Annotated in this window: 20 protein-coding genes and 1 pseudogene; 12 read left to right on the top strand and 9 right to left on the bottom strand. The window is 69.7% G+C overall.

Features of this window, described 5'->3' with window-relative positions:
• Positions 1 to 67 precede the first annotated feature (67 nt).
• From ACYVF7_RS39330 to ACYVF7_RS39315, 4 genes are all read left to right on the top strand, one after another.
• A complete protein-coding gene (locus ACYVF7_RS39330) occupies positions 68 to 1,036 on the top strand; it encodes a MerR family transcriptional regulator (protein ID WP_460350795.1) in 969 nt (322 codons plus the stop codon).
• A gap of 35 nt (positions 1,037 to 1,071) precedes the next feature.
• Positions 1,072 to 1,869, top strand: coding sequence for a class I SAM-dependent methyltransferase (locus ACYVF7_RS39325; RefSeq protein WP_460350793.1), 798 nt, complete (start codon positions 1,072 to 1,074; stop codon positions 1,867 to 1,869).
• A 4-nt stretch (positions 1,870 to 1,873) separates the two neighbouring features.
• Complete coding sequence (locus ACYVF7_RS39320; RefSeq protein ID WP_460350791.1) at positions 1,874 to 2,401, top strand: GNAT family N-acetyltransferase; 528 nt, start codon at positions 1,874 to 1,876, stop codon at positions 2,399 to 2,401.
• 89 nt (positions 2,402 to 2,490) lie between these two features.
• A complete protein-coding gene (locus tag ACYVF7_RS39315; protein WP_460350789.1) occupies positions 2,491 to 2,901 on the top strand; it encodes a VOC family protein in 411 nt (136 codons plus the stop codon).
• A 58-nt stretch (positions 2,902 to 2,959) separates the two neighbouring features.
• Here ACYVF7_RS39315 and ACYVF7_RS39310 read toward each other — a convergent pair whose 3' ends face one another.
• Positions 2,960 to 3,559 (bottom strand): TetR/AcrR family transcriptional regulator, encoded by a 600-nt coding sequence (locus ACYVF7_RS39310; RefSeq protein WP_460350787.1) that lies wholly within the window; start codon positions 3,557 to 3,559, stop codon positions 2,960 to 2,962.
• A gap of 77 nt (positions 3,560 to 3,636) precedes the next feature.
• On the opposite strand from ACYVF7_RS39310, the gene ACYVF7_RS39305 reads away from it, so the two are divergent.
• Positions 3,637 to 4,743: a YbfB/YjiJ family MFS transporter gene (locus ACYVF7_RS39305; protein ID WP_460350785.1), complete on the top strand. Its 1,107-nt coding sequence runs from the start codon at positions 3,637 to 3,639 to the stop codon at positions 4,741 to 4,743.
• Positions 4,744 to 4,767: 24 nt separating this feature from the next.
• On the opposite strand, the gene ACYVF7_RS39300 is transcribed toward ACYVF7_RS39305, so the two are convergent.
• The gene (locus ACYVF7_RS39300; RefSeq protein ID WP_460350783.1) at positions 4,768 to 5,355 is read right to left on the bottom strand and encodes a TetR family transcriptional regulator; all 588 of its coding nucleotides are present in this window, start codon (positions 5,353 to 5,355) and stop codon (positions 4,768 to 4,770) included.
• A gap of 15 nt (positions 5,356 to 5,370) precedes the next feature.
• Between ACYVF7_RS39300 and ACYVF7_RS39295 the strand changes: the two are divergent.
• From ACYVF7_RS39295 to ACYVF7_RS39285, 3 genes and pseudogenes are all read left to right on the top strand, one after another.
• Positions 5,371 to 5,655, top strand: a pseudogene (locus ACYVF7_RS39295) (aldo/keto reductase); the annotation flags it as partial.
• 147 nt (positions 5,656 to 5,802) lie between these two features.
• Positions 5,803 to 6,600, top strand: a complete 798-nt coding sequence (locus ACYVF7_RS39290) for an ArsR/SmtB family transcription factor (RefSeq protein ID WP_460350781.1) — start codon at positions 5,803 to 5,805, stop codon at positions 6,598 to 6,600.
• A gap of 337 nt (positions 6,601 to 6,937) precedes the next feature.
• Positions 6,938 to 7,126 carry a hypothetical protein gene (locus ACYVF7_RS39285; protein ID WP_460350779.1) on the top strand — a complete coding sequence of 63 codons (189 nt, stop codon included), beginning with the start codon at positions 6,938 to 6,940 and terminating at the stop codon, positions 7,124 to 7,126.
• A 30-nt stretch (positions 7,127 to 7,156) separates the two neighbouring features.
• On the opposite strand, the gene ACYVF7_RS39280 is transcribed toward ACYVF7_RS39285, so the two are convergent.
• The 3 genes from ACYVF7_RS39280 to ACYVF7_RS39270 all read right to left on the bottom strand — a co-directional run bounded on the left by ACYVF7_RS39280 (position 7,157) and on the right by ACYVF7_RS39270 (position 8,429).
• Positions 7,157 to 7,549 (bottom strand): hypothetical protein, encoded by a 393-nt coding sequence (locus ACYVF7_RS39280; protein WP_460350777.1) that lies wholly within the window; start codon positions 7,547 to 7,549, stop codon positions 7,157 to 7,159.
• 356 nt (positions 7,550 to 7,905) lie between these two features.
• Entirely contained in the window at positions 7,906 to 8,151 is a 246-nt protein-coding gene (locus ACYVF7_RS39275; RefSeq protein WP_460350775.1) for a hypothetical protein, read from the bottom strand.
• Positions 8,148 to 8,429, bottom strand: a complete 282-nt coding sequence (locus ACYVF7_RS39270; protein WP_460350773.1) for a hypothetical protein — start codon at positions 8,427 to 8,429, stop codon at positions 8,148 to 8,150. Before ACYVF7_RS39270 ends, ACYVF7_RS39275 begins: the two co-directional genes overlap by 4 nt.
• A 153-nt stretch (positions 8,430 to 8,582) precedes the next feature.
• Between ACYVF7_RS39270 and ACYVF7_RS39265 the strand changes: the two genes are divergently transcribed.
• Complete coding sequence (locus ACYVF7_RS39265) at positions 8,583 to 9,383, top strand: helix-turn-helix domain-containing protein (protein ID WP_460350771.1); 801 nt, start codon at positions 8,583 to 8,585, stop codon at positions 9,381 to 9,383.
• Positions 9,371 to 9,475 (top strand): DUF397 domain-containing protein, encoded by a 105-nt coding sequence (locus ACYVF7_RS39260; protein ID WP_460350769.1) that lies wholly within the window; start codon positions 9,371 to 9,373, stop codon positions 9,473 to 9,475. The genes ACYVF7_RS39265 and ACYVF7_RS39260 overlap by 13 nt, the downstream gene beginning before the upstream one ends.
• On the opposite strand, the gene ACYVF7_RS39255 is transcribed toward ACYVF7_RS39260, so the two are convergent.
• Positions 9,464 to 10,294 carry a MerR family transcriptional regulator gene (locus ACYVF7_RS39255; protein ID WP_460350767.1) on the bottom strand — a complete coding sequence of 277 codons (831 nt, stop codon included), beginning with the start codon at positions 10,292 to 10,294 and terminating at the stop codon, positions 9,464 to 9,466. The genes ACYVF7_RS39260 and ACYVF7_RS39255 overlap by 12 nt on opposite strands.
• A 125-nt stretch (positions 10,295 to 10,419) precedes the next feature.
• Here ACYVF7_RS39255 and ACYVF7_RS39250 point away from each other — a divergent pair, with 125 nt between their 5' ends.
• Positions 10,420 to 10,827 carry a Cif family virulence factor gene (locus tag ACYVF7_RS39250; protein WP_460350765.1) on the top strand — a complete coding sequence of 136 codons (408 nt, stop codon included), beginning with the start codon at positions 10,420 to 10,422 and terminating at the stop codon, positions 10,825 to 10,827.
• A gap of 96 nt (positions 10,828 to 10,923) precedes the next feature.
• Here the strand turns inward: ACYVF7_RS39250 and ACYVF7_RS39245 are convergent, their stop codons facing one another.
• Both ACYVF7_RS39245 and ACYVF7_RS39240 read right to left on the bottom strand, forming a co-directional pair.
• A complete protein-coding gene (locus ACYVF7_RS39245; protein ID WP_460350763.1) occupies positions 10,924 to 11,637 on the bottom strand; it encodes a hypothetical protein in 714 nt (237 codons plus the stop codon).
• A gap of 147 nt (positions 11,638 to 11,784) precedes the next feature.
• Positions 11,785 to 12,435: a Clp protease N-terminal domain-containing protein gene (locus ACYVF7_RS39240; RefSeq protein WP_460350761.1), complete on the bottom strand. Its 651-nt coding sequence runs from the start codon at positions 12,433 to 12,435 to the stop codon at positions 11,785 to 11,787.
• Between the two features lie 21 nt (positions 12,436 to 12,456).
• On the opposite strand from ACYVF7_RS39240, the gene ACYVF7_RS39235 reads away from it, so the two are divergent.
• Entirely contained in the window at positions 12,457 to 13,749 is a 1,293-nt protein-coding gene (locus ACYVF7_RS39235) for a serine hydrolase domain-containing protein (RefSeq protein ID WP_460350759.1), read from the top strand.
• Between the two features lie 269 nt (positions 13,750 to 14,018).
• Here ACYVF7_RS39235 and ACYVF7_RS39230 read toward each other — a convergent pair whose 3' ends face one another.
• Complete coding sequence (locus tag ACYVF7_RS39230) at positions 14,019 to 14,549, bottom strand: hypothetical protein (RefSeq protein WP_460350757.1); 531 nt, start codon at positions 14,547 to 14,549, stop codon at positions 14,019 to 14,021.
• Positions 14,550 to 14,637: the final 88 nt, after the last annotated feature.

Raw genomic sequence — 14,637 nt, 5'->3', positions numbered from 1 at the left:
TGCCCACGAGGGCAAGGTCTAGTTTCGTCCTCATGGAGGACATGAGCGTCTTCGCAGGCAGGCCGGGGTGAGGATCGGAGAGCTCGCCCGGTGCGCCGGAGTGACCACCAAGACGGTCCGGTACTACGAATCGCTGGGGTTGATCACGCCGGGGCGGTTGCCCAACGGCTACCGGGACTACTCCGAGCACGATGTCCGGCTGGTCCGTGAGGTACGCGCGCTGAGCGAACTCGGGCTCCGGGTCGAACAGACCCGGCCGTTCCTGGAATGTCTGGCATCCGGCCGGGAGCACGCCGACGACTGCCCGGCCGCGCTGGCCGGTTACCGCGAGGCCATCGCGGATCTCAACACGCGGATCGAGGCGCTCACCGCGCGGCGGGACCTCCTCGTCCACCACCTGCGACAGGCCGCCTACCGCGGCAGCACGGTGAGCGATCCCTCCGACGAAAGGATTGTCATGCACGACTGGACCAGGATTCCGGCGGACCTGCCGGTGCCCCAGGACGACGGCGCGGCGGATCATCTGCCGGGTCTCGCCGTCCCCTCCCTGCGGCTGCCGAGCACGGCCGGCGACGTGATCGACCTCGCGGAACTCGGACGGACGGGCCGGTCGATCCTCTACTGCTACCCCCTCACGGGCAGGCCGGACACCGATCTGCCCGAGGGTTGGGACGCCATCCCCGGGGCCCGCGGTTGCACGCCGGAGGCGTGCGGCTTCCGCGACCACCACGGCGAACTGAGGGCGGCCGGCGTGAGCAGCGTGTTCGGGCTGTCCAGCCAGGACACCGACTACCAGCGCGAAGTCGTCGGCCGGCTCAACCTGCCCTTCGCCATGCTGTCCGACACCGGCTTCCGGCTCGCCGACGCGCTCGACCTGCCCACCTTCCACGCCGGCGGGTCCCGGCTCTACAAGCGCCTGACACTCGTTATCCGCGACGGACGGATCGAGCACGCCTTCTACCCGATCTTCCCGCCCGACCAGCACGCTCAGCAGGTGCTGCGCTGGCTGCACGCCGATCCCGCCGGGGGCGCTTGACGTTGCCCACGAGGGCAAGGTCTAGGTTGCCGATCATGGATCACGCATCGAGGGGCGAGCGCAGCGCGGACGGCAGCGCGGGGGACGCGGACTACGGCAGCATCGGCGGCGGCTACACCGACTACCGCCGGCCGGACGACCGCATCGCGCGGTTCATCGCCGGCGCCCTGGGCGACGTGCGGTCCCTGGTGAACGTCGGTGCGGGCGCCGGCGCGTACGAGTCCGTGGCGCCGGATGTCACGGCGGTGGAGCCGTCGGCGTCCATGCGGTCCCAGCGTCCCGCCCACCTGCCGCCCGCCGTCGACGCCACGGCCGAGGACCTGCCGTTCGCCGACGACGCCTTCGACGCCGCGATGACCACGTTCAGCGTCCACCAGTGGAGCGACCTGAAGGCCGGCCTGCGCGGGATGCGGCGCGTCGCGCGCGGGCCCGTCGTCGTCCTGACCTGCGACCCGGACCTGGTGCGCGACTTCTGGCTGTACGAATACGCGCCGCTCGTCCTGGACACCGAGGCGCGGCGCTATCCGGCGATCGGCGACATCGCCGACGCGCTCGGCGGTGAGGTGTCGGTGCGGCCGGTGCCCATCCCCGCCGACTGCACCGACGGTTTCAACGAGGCGTACTACGCGCGACCGGAGCGCCTGCTCGATCCCGGGGCGCGGCAGGCGTGCTCGGCGTGGAGCTTCGTCGATTCGCAGACGTGCGAGCAGTACGTGGAGCGGCTCCGGACCGACCTCCGTTCCGGAGCCTGGGACGAACGCCACGGTGCCCTGCGCCGTCAGCCGTACCTGAACGGCTCGCTTGTCCTCGTACGCGCGATTCCGGTGGGATGACGGGATGCTGAGCACATCGCTGGGATACGACGCCGAACTGCGTCCCTTGGAGCCGTGGCAGGCCGCCGAGTTCGCTGTATACGCCGACCGGGTACGGGCCGCGCTCAAGCCGTGGATCCCGTGGGCGTACACCGTCGTCGACGAGCAGTCGGCCCGTGCCTACCTGCAGGGTTACGCCGACCGTCAGGCCGTCGACCGCGCTCGCATCTTCGGCCTGTACGTCTCGGGCGTCCTGGAGGGCGGCGTCATCTTCCGCACCTTCAACGCCGCCCAGGGCGTCTGCGAGCTCGGCGTCTGGCTCTCCCCGGAGGCGCGCGGCAAGGGTCTGATCAACCGTGCCTGCCGTCTGCTCATCGACTGGGCGATCGACGTACGGGGGATGGTCCGCGTCGAGTGGTTGTGCGACCCTCGTAACGAGGCGAGCATCGCCGCTGCCCGGCGCCTCGGCTTCACCCACGAGGGCACTCACCGCAAGGCCTTCCAGCTCGACGGCGAACACCGCGACGTGCAGGTCTGGGCCATCGTCACCTGAGTCCCCCGGGGCGGGCGCGTGTCCGGGCGGCGCGCACCTACGCCGCCTCGGCCGACCGGGCTCCAGAGCCCGCAGTCTCAGGAGGAATCATGGCCTCTCGGCTGAACCCGTATCTCAGCTTCAACGGCAACGCCCGCCAGGCGATGGAGTTCTACGCCGGCGTGTTCGGCGGCAACCTCATGTCCAACACCTTCGCCGAGTTCGGCGCCGCGGACTCACCCGACGCCGACCGGATCATGCACGCGATGCTGGAGACCGACGCCGGTTACACGATCATGGGCGCCGACGTCCCCAGCGAGATGGAGTTCCAGCCCATGGCGGGAGTCTCGCTGAGTCTCAGCGGCGACGACGCCGACCGGTTGCGCGGCTACTGGGAGAAGCTGTCCGCGGGCGGGACGGTCACGATGCCCCTGGAGAAGCAGGCCTGGGGCGACGAGTTCGGCATGTGCGTCGACCAGTTCGGGGTCCCGTGGATGGTCAACATCGGCCAGTCCTCGTGACGCGGATCGTCGACGTCGGCGCGTAGTCGCTCCGGCACTCCCGCGCCGGCCCGGCGGGTCAGTCCTGCGGGTCGGTTCGGGTGGCGGCGGACAGGAGGGCGAGCGCGGCCTCGCGGCCGTGCTCGCCCGCGTCGGCCGCCTGGTGATACGCGGCGACGACGGTCGCTCCCTCGACGAGCATGAGCAACTGCCGTCCCAGGGTGTGCGGGTCGGCGGCCCCGGCGCGCCCGGCGATGCCGGTCAGGAGCTCGAGGTGGCGGTCCAGGTGGCGCGCGGTGAGGGCGCGCACGGCCTCGACGTGGTGCTGGGCGGCCGCGTTCAGCATCGCGCAGCCGCGGAAGACCGGGTCGTCGTACCACTGCTGCAGGGCGTCGAACACCGCGGCGAGCTGGTCGGCGGGGTCCTGCCCGGCGGCCGCGGCGCTCTCGGCCAGCCACCGGGTCACCCGCTCGCTGCGCGCCTCCAGCATGGCCCGTACGAGCCCGTCCTTGGTGCCGAAGTGCCGGTAGAGCGTCTCCTTGGAGACGCCGAGGCGGGTGCACAACTCGGCGACGCCGATGCCGTCGAGGCCGCGCTCGTACAGGATCGGGGTGGCGGCTTCCAGGATGGCGGCGCGGGTGCGCGCCGGGTCGATCGTCGAGCCTTTGGGGACCGGCATGACATGGATGGTACCGCTCGGTTCGATCAGGTGTTATCGTCCAGGGTCGTACCGACCGGTTCGATCTAGGGGCTGTCATGCCGGATCTACGCGCTGGACCGAGGACGCCCACGGCGCGGTCGGCGGTGTGGCGGGCCGCGCGGCTGGCTCTGGGCACCGCCTCGGCGCTGGGACTGGCGCGCTTCGCCTACGGGCTGCTGCTGCCGGCCATGCGCGAGGATCTGCGCTGGAGCCTGGGCCAGGCGGGAGCGATGGGCACCGCCAACGGACTCGGCTACCTGCTCGGCGCGCTGGTGACCGCCGTCCTCGTCCGCCGCTGGGGTACCGCCGCCCTCTTCCGCGCCGGCATGGCCCTCACGGCCGTGTCGCTGGCCGCCACCGCCGTGAGCGCCGACTACGGGGCGCTGCTGGCCGCGCGGACCGCGGCCGGTGCGACGGGGGCGGTCGTGTTCATCACCGGCGGGGTGATCGCCTCGCGCATCGCCGCCCAGGCCGACTCCGGCACTCCCATCACCGTGTACTTCGCCGGCGCCGGTCTCGGCATCGTGCTCAGCGGCGCGACCATCCCGGCGTTGGGCGAGCACTGGCGCCTGGCCTGGGGCGGCCTGGCGGTCGCCGCGGCGTTGGCGACGGTGGTGAGCTGGACCGCGACGGGCGCGGACGACGACGCGCGGGCCGCGACGACCGGCCGGGCCCGCCTCGGCGCCCTGTGGGCCCCCGGCCTGGCCTATCTGCTGTTCGCCGCCGGATACATCACGTACATCACGTTCCTGTCGGCCTACCTGGCCGACCGGCACGCGTCGCTCACGCAGATCGTGCTCACCTGGACGGCGCTGGGCCTGGCCGTCATCGCGGCGCCCGCGCTGTGGAGCCGCCCGACCGCCCAGTGGCCCGGCGCCCGCGCCCTGGCCACCCTGCTCGCCGCCCTGGGCGGGGGAGCGGCGCTGGCGCTGACGACCTCGGCGCCACCGGTGATCCTGGCCTCCGCGCTGATCTACGGGGCGACGTTCATGGGCGTCCCGGCCGCCGTCACCACCCTCATTAAAGGCCACGTCCCGCCCGCCGACTGGACCGCCACCCTGGCGTGGACCGCGATCCTGTGCCTCGCGGGGGCCGTGATCGCCTTCGCTGGGGACCGTACGCGCTCCGCCCGTTCGCGGCGGCTCGCCGAGACCCGCACCTGACATCGGCGACCCCCGTACGGCGGGTCAGCGGGGGGCGAGCATTCGGTGTGCCATGTCCACGAGGTGGCCGCGGTAGCGGCGACGCAGATCGGCGTCCCCTGGGTCTCCGACCACCATGTCGGTGATCTGCGGGGCCGCCACGAACCAGCTCACCAGGCTGATGAGACTCATCACCACGAAACGCGCGTCCAGGCCGGGATCCACCGTGCCGGCCTCCTGTGCGGCACGGACGGCTGCGACCTTCTCCTCGTAGTGCGCCTGGCGAGGCCCACGGTGCGGCACGTCGCCGACCGTGAAATGGCAGGCCTCGTGCTGGACCAGCCGCAGCACGTCCGGGTTGGACGTCATGAAGTCGAACAGCTCGCCGATGTAGTCGCCCACGCGCTCGGGATCCAGCGCGACCGCCTCCGCAAGGTCGGTGAGCCGGCTCTGCAGGACGGCGGCGAACAACTGCTCCTTGTTGCCGAAGTAGCTGTAGATGAGCGCCTTGTTGCTGTCCGCCAGCTGCGCGATCCGGTCCACCCGGGCACCTGAGACCCCCTCCGCGGAGAACTCCTTCACCGCGGCCTCGAAGATCCGGCGCGTGGTCTCGGCTCGGTTGTAGGGAGGCACGGCAAGTACCGGACCAGGGCCGACCTCAAGGGCGCCTCGCGCGAGCAGATGGCCGACTCCTACTTCTCCGACGCGGGACTCGCCGTCGTGGCGGCCCTGCGGGAGATCGCCACGGCCCGAGGCGCCGAGCCCGCCACCATCGCCCTCGCCTGGCTGCGCCAGCGTCCCAACGTGGTCGCTCCCATCGCCAGCGCCCGTACCGTCGGCCAGCTCCCGGCCCTGGTGGCGTCGGTCGAGGTGGAGCTCGGCGAGGACGAGCTGAAGGCACTCGACGAGGTCTCCGCTCGCGTACCGGCGTAACCCGGCCGAGGGCCCGCTCCGTCGCCTCGCCGAGGCCCGCTCCTGACCTCGGCGATCTCGTCGGGTGGTTCCGGTGATCACCGGCCTGACCAGGCCGAAGATGCTCGGCATTGACATTATGCAGGTAAATACCTGCATAATGGTCTCGTGAGCCTCGAAGCGATGGACTCGGTCTTCAAAGCGCTGGCCGATCCCACCCGACGACTCCTGCTCGACCGTCTGCGCGAGCAGAACGGCCAGACGTTGCGCGAGCTGTGCGAGCGGCTGAACATGGCGCGCCAGTCGGCGACACAGCATCTCGACATCCTCGAGCGCGCCAACCTCGTGACCGTCGTACGGCGCGGACGGGAGCGGCTCCACTACCTCAACCCGGCGCCGATCCACGAGATCGAGGAGCGCTGGATCTCGGAGTTCGACAAGCCGCGCCTGCAGGTGATCAGCGCCATCAAGAACCAAGCAGAGGAGTACGCCATGACCGACGCACCCACCACCGTGCCGACCTACGTCTACGTCACCTACATCCGCGCGAGCGCGGAGCAGGTGTGGAAGGCGCTGACGGACGCGGACCTGACGGCGCGCTACTGGGGACACGCCAACGTCTCGGACTGGCAGCCGGGCTCGTCCTGGGAGCACCGGCGCGTCGACGGGTCAGGCGCCGTCGACGTCGTGGGCCGAGTGCTCGAAAGCGAGCCCCCGACGCGCCTGGTCATCACCTTCGAGGACAGCCTCGACGCCGAGCGAGAGCCGTCGGTCGTCACCTTCCTCGTCGAACCGCACCAGGACATCGTCCGCCTCACCGTGACCCACGAGAAGCTCCCCAACCTGGAGATGCTCGGTGGTATCTCGCAGGGCTGGCCGGCGGTGCTGGCGAACCTCAAGTCGCTGCTCGAGACCGGCGACGTCCTCCCGCAGGCACCATGGGAGATGTCCAGTGCGCACGCCTGAGACGGCGGGAGAGAAGACATGATGGACACCGCCCCGCTCCGGGACGCCTACCGCGCGCTGCTGGACGCCGCCGCCACCGTGGCCGACTCCGGTACGAGCCCCGTCCCGCCGGCGCGAATGGAACGCCGACCAGATCCTGGCGCACGTCACCCTCATCAACGCCGCCACCCTCGCCGCCGTCTCCTCGATCGCCTCGGGAGCGAACACGACGTACGACAACCGCACGGCACTCGACGCCTGGACCATCGAACGCGTCATCACGCTCACCGGCGGCAACGCGGGACTTCGGGACCGCATCCGCATCCAGGCGGACGCCCTCTGCGTCCTCGGCGGACCGATGCTCAGCGACGCCGAACTCGACACGCTGGTCCCCACCCGGCTCCTCTCCAACGGCAGAGTGCTGGCCGATCAGTGTCTGCCGCTGAGGGACCTCATCACGGGCCTCGCAGCAGCGGAACTGCCCGGCCATACGGAACAACTCCTGGCCCTGCTATCGGAAGGCATCAGTGTCGAAGCCGTAGCGTGATCTTCCTCCGGATGCCGGTCCGTCCGGGGGTCAGCTGACGCCGGTACCGCAACTGGTGCGGATGACCGGGCTGGTCGCGGGAGAGTCTCCGACCGATGAGTCGTCGGCTGTGCCCCCGGCGGGAAGATGGTCATCATCGATTTCGGTCGCGACCGCCAGGCGATAGGTATACGTTCCGACCCTCCCGCGTGGGCACCCCACGGAGATCGGCTGACCCGTCTGGTTCTGATCCGCAGTCCAGTGCGTCTCCTGCAAATGGGTGTAGGGACGCATGCCGTTCCAGCTGTCCCGCTGGACCTGGTACCGCTGGCGCATCCGGTGCGGGCGGCCGGAGCATCGGGTCGAAAAGCCCGCACCATGAATGCGGGCGCGTGGCGTGCCGCCGCCGACCACGATCTCTCCCGACTCCACGATCTTGTCCACGGTCGTGGTGCACCACCAGCCCTTGACCCGCACGATCCGTACGTCGTCGCAGTCGTTCGGATTCCACGGGTGGCGGAAGTCCGCTCTTCGCCGAGCCCCAGGGGTCCGTGGCGCCGCAGCGACATCGCCGACCGTCATCCGAACGGCGCCGTCCGAGGTCTCCTCGGCCCGCCACGCCAGCTTCGTCACACTGGGGCTGGGACGCGGGGTGGGTTTCGGCGACCGTGTCGCGCAGGCTGCGGCCTGATCCGGCAGCACCGGATCACCGGGGCCCGCCGGTGAACAGCCCGCGCCGAAGAGAACGGCAGCGGCCAACAATGAGATTGCGGTCCGTCGGGACATGCGGACTTCGACGACTAAGGTCTTCGCGTCGTTCCGATGCGTCTCGGGGCTTCGAGCCGGGGACGCTTCTCGCGGTCGTGGAGCTGGAGGCTCTTCCGCGCTGCTTCCGGATACCTACGGATAAGGCGGTCGAGCTGGGTGAGCTCGCACGCCGCCGTCATGGCGGGCAGCCCGAGCCGGTCGATGGCGGCGTTGAACGCCCGGACCGACTCCAGGGTCGCCCGGGCGATCGGGTCGGTCACCCCCTGGGGCTCCGTCATGGCCGCCGCCTGATCGGGACCGCGACGACGCGGGCGATGGCGTCCACGAGATCGTCCACCTCGTCCGGAGTGAGGATGCGCGCGGAGTCGTTTCCGGCGGCGATCGGCTTGCCCCAGGACCACCACCATCGGAGGTCTCCGTCGCTGTCGGGGCGGCATTCGACCTCTTCGGTGAGAAAGTGGGAGCTTGCGATAATCCGGACCTTTGCCCCGTACTGCTCCGCGCGCATCCCCGCCTCCTGGCAGGCCTGTGTAAGCCACTTCGCGAATGCGCTCATCTCTTCGCTCGTGTGCGGCCGCATTGGTTAATCTCCTAACGTGAGATCGGTACTACACAGCGTGGCGGCAAGGGATTAGGCTGTGAAGGACTAAGCCCCCGTCGCTCCTGCGTGAAGCCCCGAGAGCCATTCACATGAGGATGTGAACCCCCAATGGCACCGAAACGAGAGACGGCGCTCGACGCGTGGGGTAGGGAGCTGGCCTATGCCTGCGAAGCGGCCGGCCTGACCGGCAAGCAGTTCGCCGAAACACTGCACGTCGCGCCCTCCACCGTGAGCCAGTGGATGAACGGCCGCCGTACGCCGCACCTGGACGACGTCAAACGCTGCGATGAAGCCCTCGGTACCAACGGCTACCTCGCTCGATACTTCGACAAGTGGGTGACTCGCGAGATTCCCACCGTGTGGACCGACAGGTGGCTGTCCGCCGAGGCTCACGCGAACATGATTCAGAACTACGATCTCGCGGTTATCCCTGGACTCCTCCAGACTCCGGACTATGCACGTGCCGTTATTCGGTTTAATCGGCACTTGTCGATCGACGTCGAGGAGCTCGTACGTCGAAGAATCGAGCGGCAGGTGATACTCAACGATGAGAATCCACCGATGTGCATCTTTGTCATCGACGAATATGCGCTTCGGCGCATGGTCGGCGACGAGAAGGTGATGTTCGACCAGCTGATGCATGTGCGTGACTTGGCGCAGTGGTCGAACATCGTCGTAAAGGTAGTGCCTGCGGGCACGAGGTACTACGCAGGCTGTCCGTTCATGATCGCAAAGTTGGACGGGGCCGAAATTGCGAACTTGGACACCGCTCTCAGAGGTCAGGTGATCGAGAAACCTGACCAGGTCGCGGAGATCGGGCGGGTCTGGGAGGATATCCGTGAACTTGCCTTGTCGCCCAATGACTCGCTTGCATTAATAGAGATGGTGGCTCAAGAGTGGGAACCCTGACATGGAGGAAGTCGTCGCGCAGTGGGTCGAACGCTGAACAGTGTGTTGAGATCGCTGTTGTTGAGAAGGGGCGTTCGGTATCAGGCGCCTGAGCCTGTTTGAAAGACCGGCCAGCCGATTTCGGTGCGCCACTGGGAGGGGTCGGCGGTGTCGCGCTGGCCGATGAGGTAGTACTCGCGGATCGGGCCGTCGACGGCGAGGGCGTGGCGCGTCACGTACGTGGCGAGGGTGCCGTAGGCGCGGTCGACGTCGCTTGGTGGGCCTGCGTGGGTGATGAGCGCGAGTTCGGCCGGTGGCACGACCAGCGAGGTGACCCGGCCCACTGCGCGGATCTCGCTGGTGCAGGGCACGAAGATCGTTGCTTGCCCGCGGTGGTCGGTGAACAACTCGTCGGCGTAGATGCCCCCGGCGTGCCCACCGGGTGACACGTTCTGCGCGGTCAGGGTCGCGTACAGCTCGCCGAGGGCGCCCTGGAGCCAGGAGACGGAGTCCTCGGCGTCGACGCCCTCGCTGATCGCCGCCGCGGGGGTCGCCGGGACGCTGCGCAACTCGATGCCGGCCGGGACGTCGGCCGGGGGAGGTGCCAGGAGGTCGCGCAGTGAGGTGACGGCGCGTTGGGTGCGGCCGAGTTCTTCTTCCAAGCTGGTCAGGTGCGCGCTGATCCGTTCGTTGCGGGTCCGCAGGTCGGGGGCGGTCAGCACGGCCTGGATCTCCTCCAGCGGCATGTTCAGGTCCCGGAAGCGGCGGATGACCTGGGCGGTGGGGATCTGTTCGGGGGTGTAGCGGCGGTAGCCGGTGTGCGGGTCCACGGCGGCAGGCTCGAGCAGGCCGATGCGGTGATAGTGGCGCAGCGTCTTCACCGTCATGTGGGTGGCTCGGGAGAAGTCGCCGATGGACAGGTACCTCAGCATGGGGACCATTGTGCGGCCTCCCCTGAGGGGAGAGTTCCGCCCGCGTTCTGACTTGACCCTTCCGCTGTGGCAGCGGCGAACGTTGCCTCCACGGCCACATCGGCCGGTGGAAAGGACGAACAGCCATGACGGAAATGACCGCAGCGAAGACTTCGACCATCGATCCCGAACAGATCGTCGGCCGCTACGTGGCCGTGTGGAGCGAACCCGACCCCGAATCGCGACGCAGGGCCATCGCCGGCCTTTGGGCACCCGACGGCGTGGAGTTCGTCGAGGGCGTGCAGTTCCGCGGGCACGGGGAACTCCACGCCAGAATCACCGAGGCCTACCGGCAATTCGTGGAGAGCGGCGAATACGCCGTCACGTCCGCCGATGACGTGACCGTTCATCGCGACATCGTCACCCTCACCATCCAGCTGATCCCGCAGGGCGGCGACGAGGCCGCCTGGGCCGCCCGCGTCTTCCTCATCCTCGATGAAGACGGCCTGATCCGGCAGGACTACCACCTGACCGTGAAACCCCTCGCCCAGTAGGACCGGCCTGACGGGCGGCTCCGGGCGGGCACCGCACTCCCGCCCGGAGCCGCCCGGATCATCCATCACCCGGAGCGTTGACCTTCTGGTTGAGGGCTAGCTGCGGACCTGGTGTTCCACGCGGTGACGGATGTACTCGTCCGGGTGCGAGCGGGCGATCGCCACCGCCGCGTCCACAAGGTCGTGCAGTTCTGGCGGGTAGGCAGACGGCCACAGGGGCAGTCCGGGGAGAAGGCAACGCCGAACGTCCATGTGCTCGTTGCTCACGAATTCCCGGAGCGCGGCCTCGTTCCACTCCCGCGCCAGGACCGATCCGTCATCGGGTGCTGCCTGGCTTTCGGCGCGAGGGTTCTCCGCCCGCACGTTGTGGAGCCGAAGCGGTAGAGCCGACCAGTACCACGCTCGTGCGGCACCGGCCCGTTCCACGTCGGTGCCCGTTAGCAGCTGGTCGAGGAGCGCGGACTGGACGCGCCGGCGTCCGAACGCGTTCAGAGCCGGCTCGACGAACTGCCGATCGAAGCTCGGGTCCGGGTCGTAGACGGCCGCCTTGATCAGGACCTCGAAGGCGGCGTCGGGCAGCATCAGGCCTTGGCGGCAGGCATCCCGGAGTGCCGCCCGTACCAGCTGAGCCCAGCGTCGCTCGTCACCGGGATCCGGCTCGGGCGCGACCTCGATCCCGATCACACGGACGACGTCGGCGAGACACCGCAGGAACGGTGCCCGTCCGTCGTCGGTTCGCGCCGGCAGCGCCATGAACCCCTGCACAGCGCCCGCCCGGTCCTTCGCTGCTTCGTCCTCACCCACGCTCACGTCGGCCTCTCAGTCCGGAATCGCTGACCACAGGCACGATCATCGGCCGACCGGCACAAGTGATCAACATCGAGGCGAACCCTGGCCTTGCCGGGGCCGCGGACCCGCCTCCGGTCACGACCGGAGGCGTGGTCGCGCCGGCGATGATCAGCGGCTGCCTCGCTGGAGGCGGCCGAGCTCGGCGGCCAGACGCTGGACCTCCAGGTTCAGCCGTTCGAGCTGGGTGGGGTCTTCCACGGGCTTCACGTGATCAGTGGTCCACGGATTGGCGATCATGCGTTCGACCTGCTGCCGCAGCAGCCGGTCGGTGATGCCCAGCGCGGCGAACATCTCCTGGAACGGGGAGTCGTCCGCGGCCAGGGCGATCACGACATGCTCGGTGCCCAGATGGTCGTGCCGCATCTCCAGCGACACCTTGTAGGCCGCGGCCAGCGCGTCGATCGCATCGGGCGCGAGGCCGCCGTCCCCGCCGCCGCGTGGCTCGTCGCGGCGGGGAGGCGGCAACTCGACGCCCATGGCCGCCACCGCGCGGGCGCCGAGGTTGTCACCGTGCTTGAGGATCCCGCACAGCAGGTCACGTACCGTGACGTCCCGGCCCTGGGCCGCGAGATCCGACTTGAGCCCCTCGATGATGGCGGCCAGCCGGGGAGTGAAGGCCGCCTCTCCCGTGGCGCGCAATCGCTCCAGCCGAACCAGCTCCCGCTGCAGCGCCGTCTGGCAGATCGCCGAGATCGACAGGCCCGCCGCCCGTACCGCGCGCTCCAGGTCGTTCGGAAGGTACACGTTGACTTTTCCCATAGCACCCCACACTATACCCCCATGAGTAACCCGTCCAATAACCCGTCATATAACCCCATCGCCGAGCTGGCCGCCGACCCCCAGGCCACGGCGGACCGGCTGGCAGCCCTGCCTCAGGTGGCGGGCGTCCAGGTCGCCGGTCTCCTCGACGGCGCTCTCCGCGTCGGTGCCGCCGGGACGGCCGACGCCGAGTCCGGAGCACCCGTCACCGCCGAAACGCGCTTCCGCCCCGGATCGATCACCAAGCTCCTCACCGCGAGCCTCGTGATGAAGTACGTCGCCGACGCGCGCATCGGCCTGGAGGACCCCCTCAACCGATTCGTCCCCGGCCCGTGGGGCGATGACGTGCTCATCCGCCACCTGATCTCGCATTCCTCCGGCGTGGACGCCGGCGACATCTTCCTCGACACCGGCGACGATGACGACTGCGTCGCGCGCTACGTCGAGCACCTGGCGGGCGTGGGAACGTTGTTCCCCGCGGGCGCCACGTTCTCGTACTGCAACGGCGGCTTCGTCCTGGCCGGGCGCGTCATCGAGCTCGTGTCGGGGCGGCCCTGGCACCAGGCGCTCCGCGCGGGGCTGCTGGACCCGGCCGGGATGACCGACACCGGCTTCGCCACCGAGCGCGACGCCGAGAAGGACCTCGGCATCGCCCGTGGCCACCTCGCCGGAGCCGACGGTCTCACGGCCCTTCCCCGCCCGATCGACAACCCCGTGTGCTCAAGGGCGCTGGGGCCCGCGGGCGGCACCCTCGTCTCCACCGCCGGCGACCTCGCCGGCTTCGTGGCGGCACATCTGCGGACACCGGGCACGCAGGTGATGCGGACCCTGCACGCGCCGGCCCCCGGCGGAGTCGCCACCATGCGCGGTGCCGGGCTCGGCTGGATGATCTGGGCCAACGCCGCGCAGTCCAGCGTCCGGATCGGCGGAGGCTATCCCGGCCAGTCCGGCATCATCGCCGCCGACCCCGCGACCGACACCGCCGTCGTCGTCCTCACCAACTCCGACCAGGGCATCAACGCCGTCAACGCGCTCCTCGACGCCGCCGGACCGCCCCCCGGCGAGCACGAAGAGCCCGCCGACCTCGGCGCGTACGCCGGCCGCTACGCCTCCCACGTCTTCCCGCTCACCGTCTCCGTCACCGAAGACGGGCTCCGCGTCCAGGCCGAGGGATTCCCTGCCCTGGCCCTCACCCCACAGGACCGCATCACCTTCACCTCACCGGCCGGACCCGTGGCGTTCTTCGGCTTCGACGACGACGGCGCGCCCCGCTACCTCCGCTCGCGCATGCGCGTATGGCGCCGGACCACGTGAGGGACGGGCAGACTCCAGCCGAGGCAGAGGCCCGTGGAGTGTTCGCACCCGTGTACGCCCTGCCTTTCGGGACGCCCGGTCCAATCGTCATGGCCCGGGGCCCGACGGCGTCGCCTGCCCGCCGTCCGTCAGCCGTGGCTGCGCGCCATCTACGACAACGGATCGGCTGTGTTCCGTCCACGCTGACACCCGGGCCACGCGTGCTCAAAGCGACTCGATACGCGTCCTAGGTGGAAAGATGCCGGAGCCCGTCGTCGGTCAGAACGCGCTCAGGCGATGATGAGCGTCGTCACTCCGGTCGCGTTCGTCAGGCCGGTGGTGAGGCATCGCAGTGCGCCCGGCTGCGGCAGGGTGATCACTTCGATCGCCTTCCGGCCCCGGAAGCGGCCCGCGGTGATGGGCCCGGTGATCGTTGTGACGATCTGGCCGGCCGCCGCGGTGCTGCTGCCGGTGCCGTCGATCACGCTCGTGTCACCGGTGTTCCACCGGAACGTCCGCGAACGGTGGAACCCGTCCAGCAGGTCATCGCAGCCGACGAGGATCGTGAACCGCTCTCCGTACGCTCCGCTCGTGACGCCGCCCGCGCCGCCGACGCAGGAGGTGAAGCGCCCGCTGGTCGTGATCTCGATGTTCCGCGGCCGAAAGACCACTCCGGGCCGGTACGTGGTGGTCTCGGTGCCCTGGCACTGCAGGAGTGCGGGCGGCCCCGCCCAGGCGGGACGCGTGACCGGCGTGAGCGCTCCGAGCGCCGCGACGGCCACGGTGACCAGGGCGCGCGCCGATGATCCGCGGACGGCCATGAAACGTCTCCTTCGTTTCCGTGATGAACCAATCACCGACGGTGAGTGATCCGGTTGGGCAATCAGAGCACATCCGGCGAGCCTTCGT

It is taken from the genome of Actinoallomurus acanthiterrae, assembly GCF_054775715.1.
This window is presented reverse-complemented; position numbering and strand designations above follow the sequence as displayed.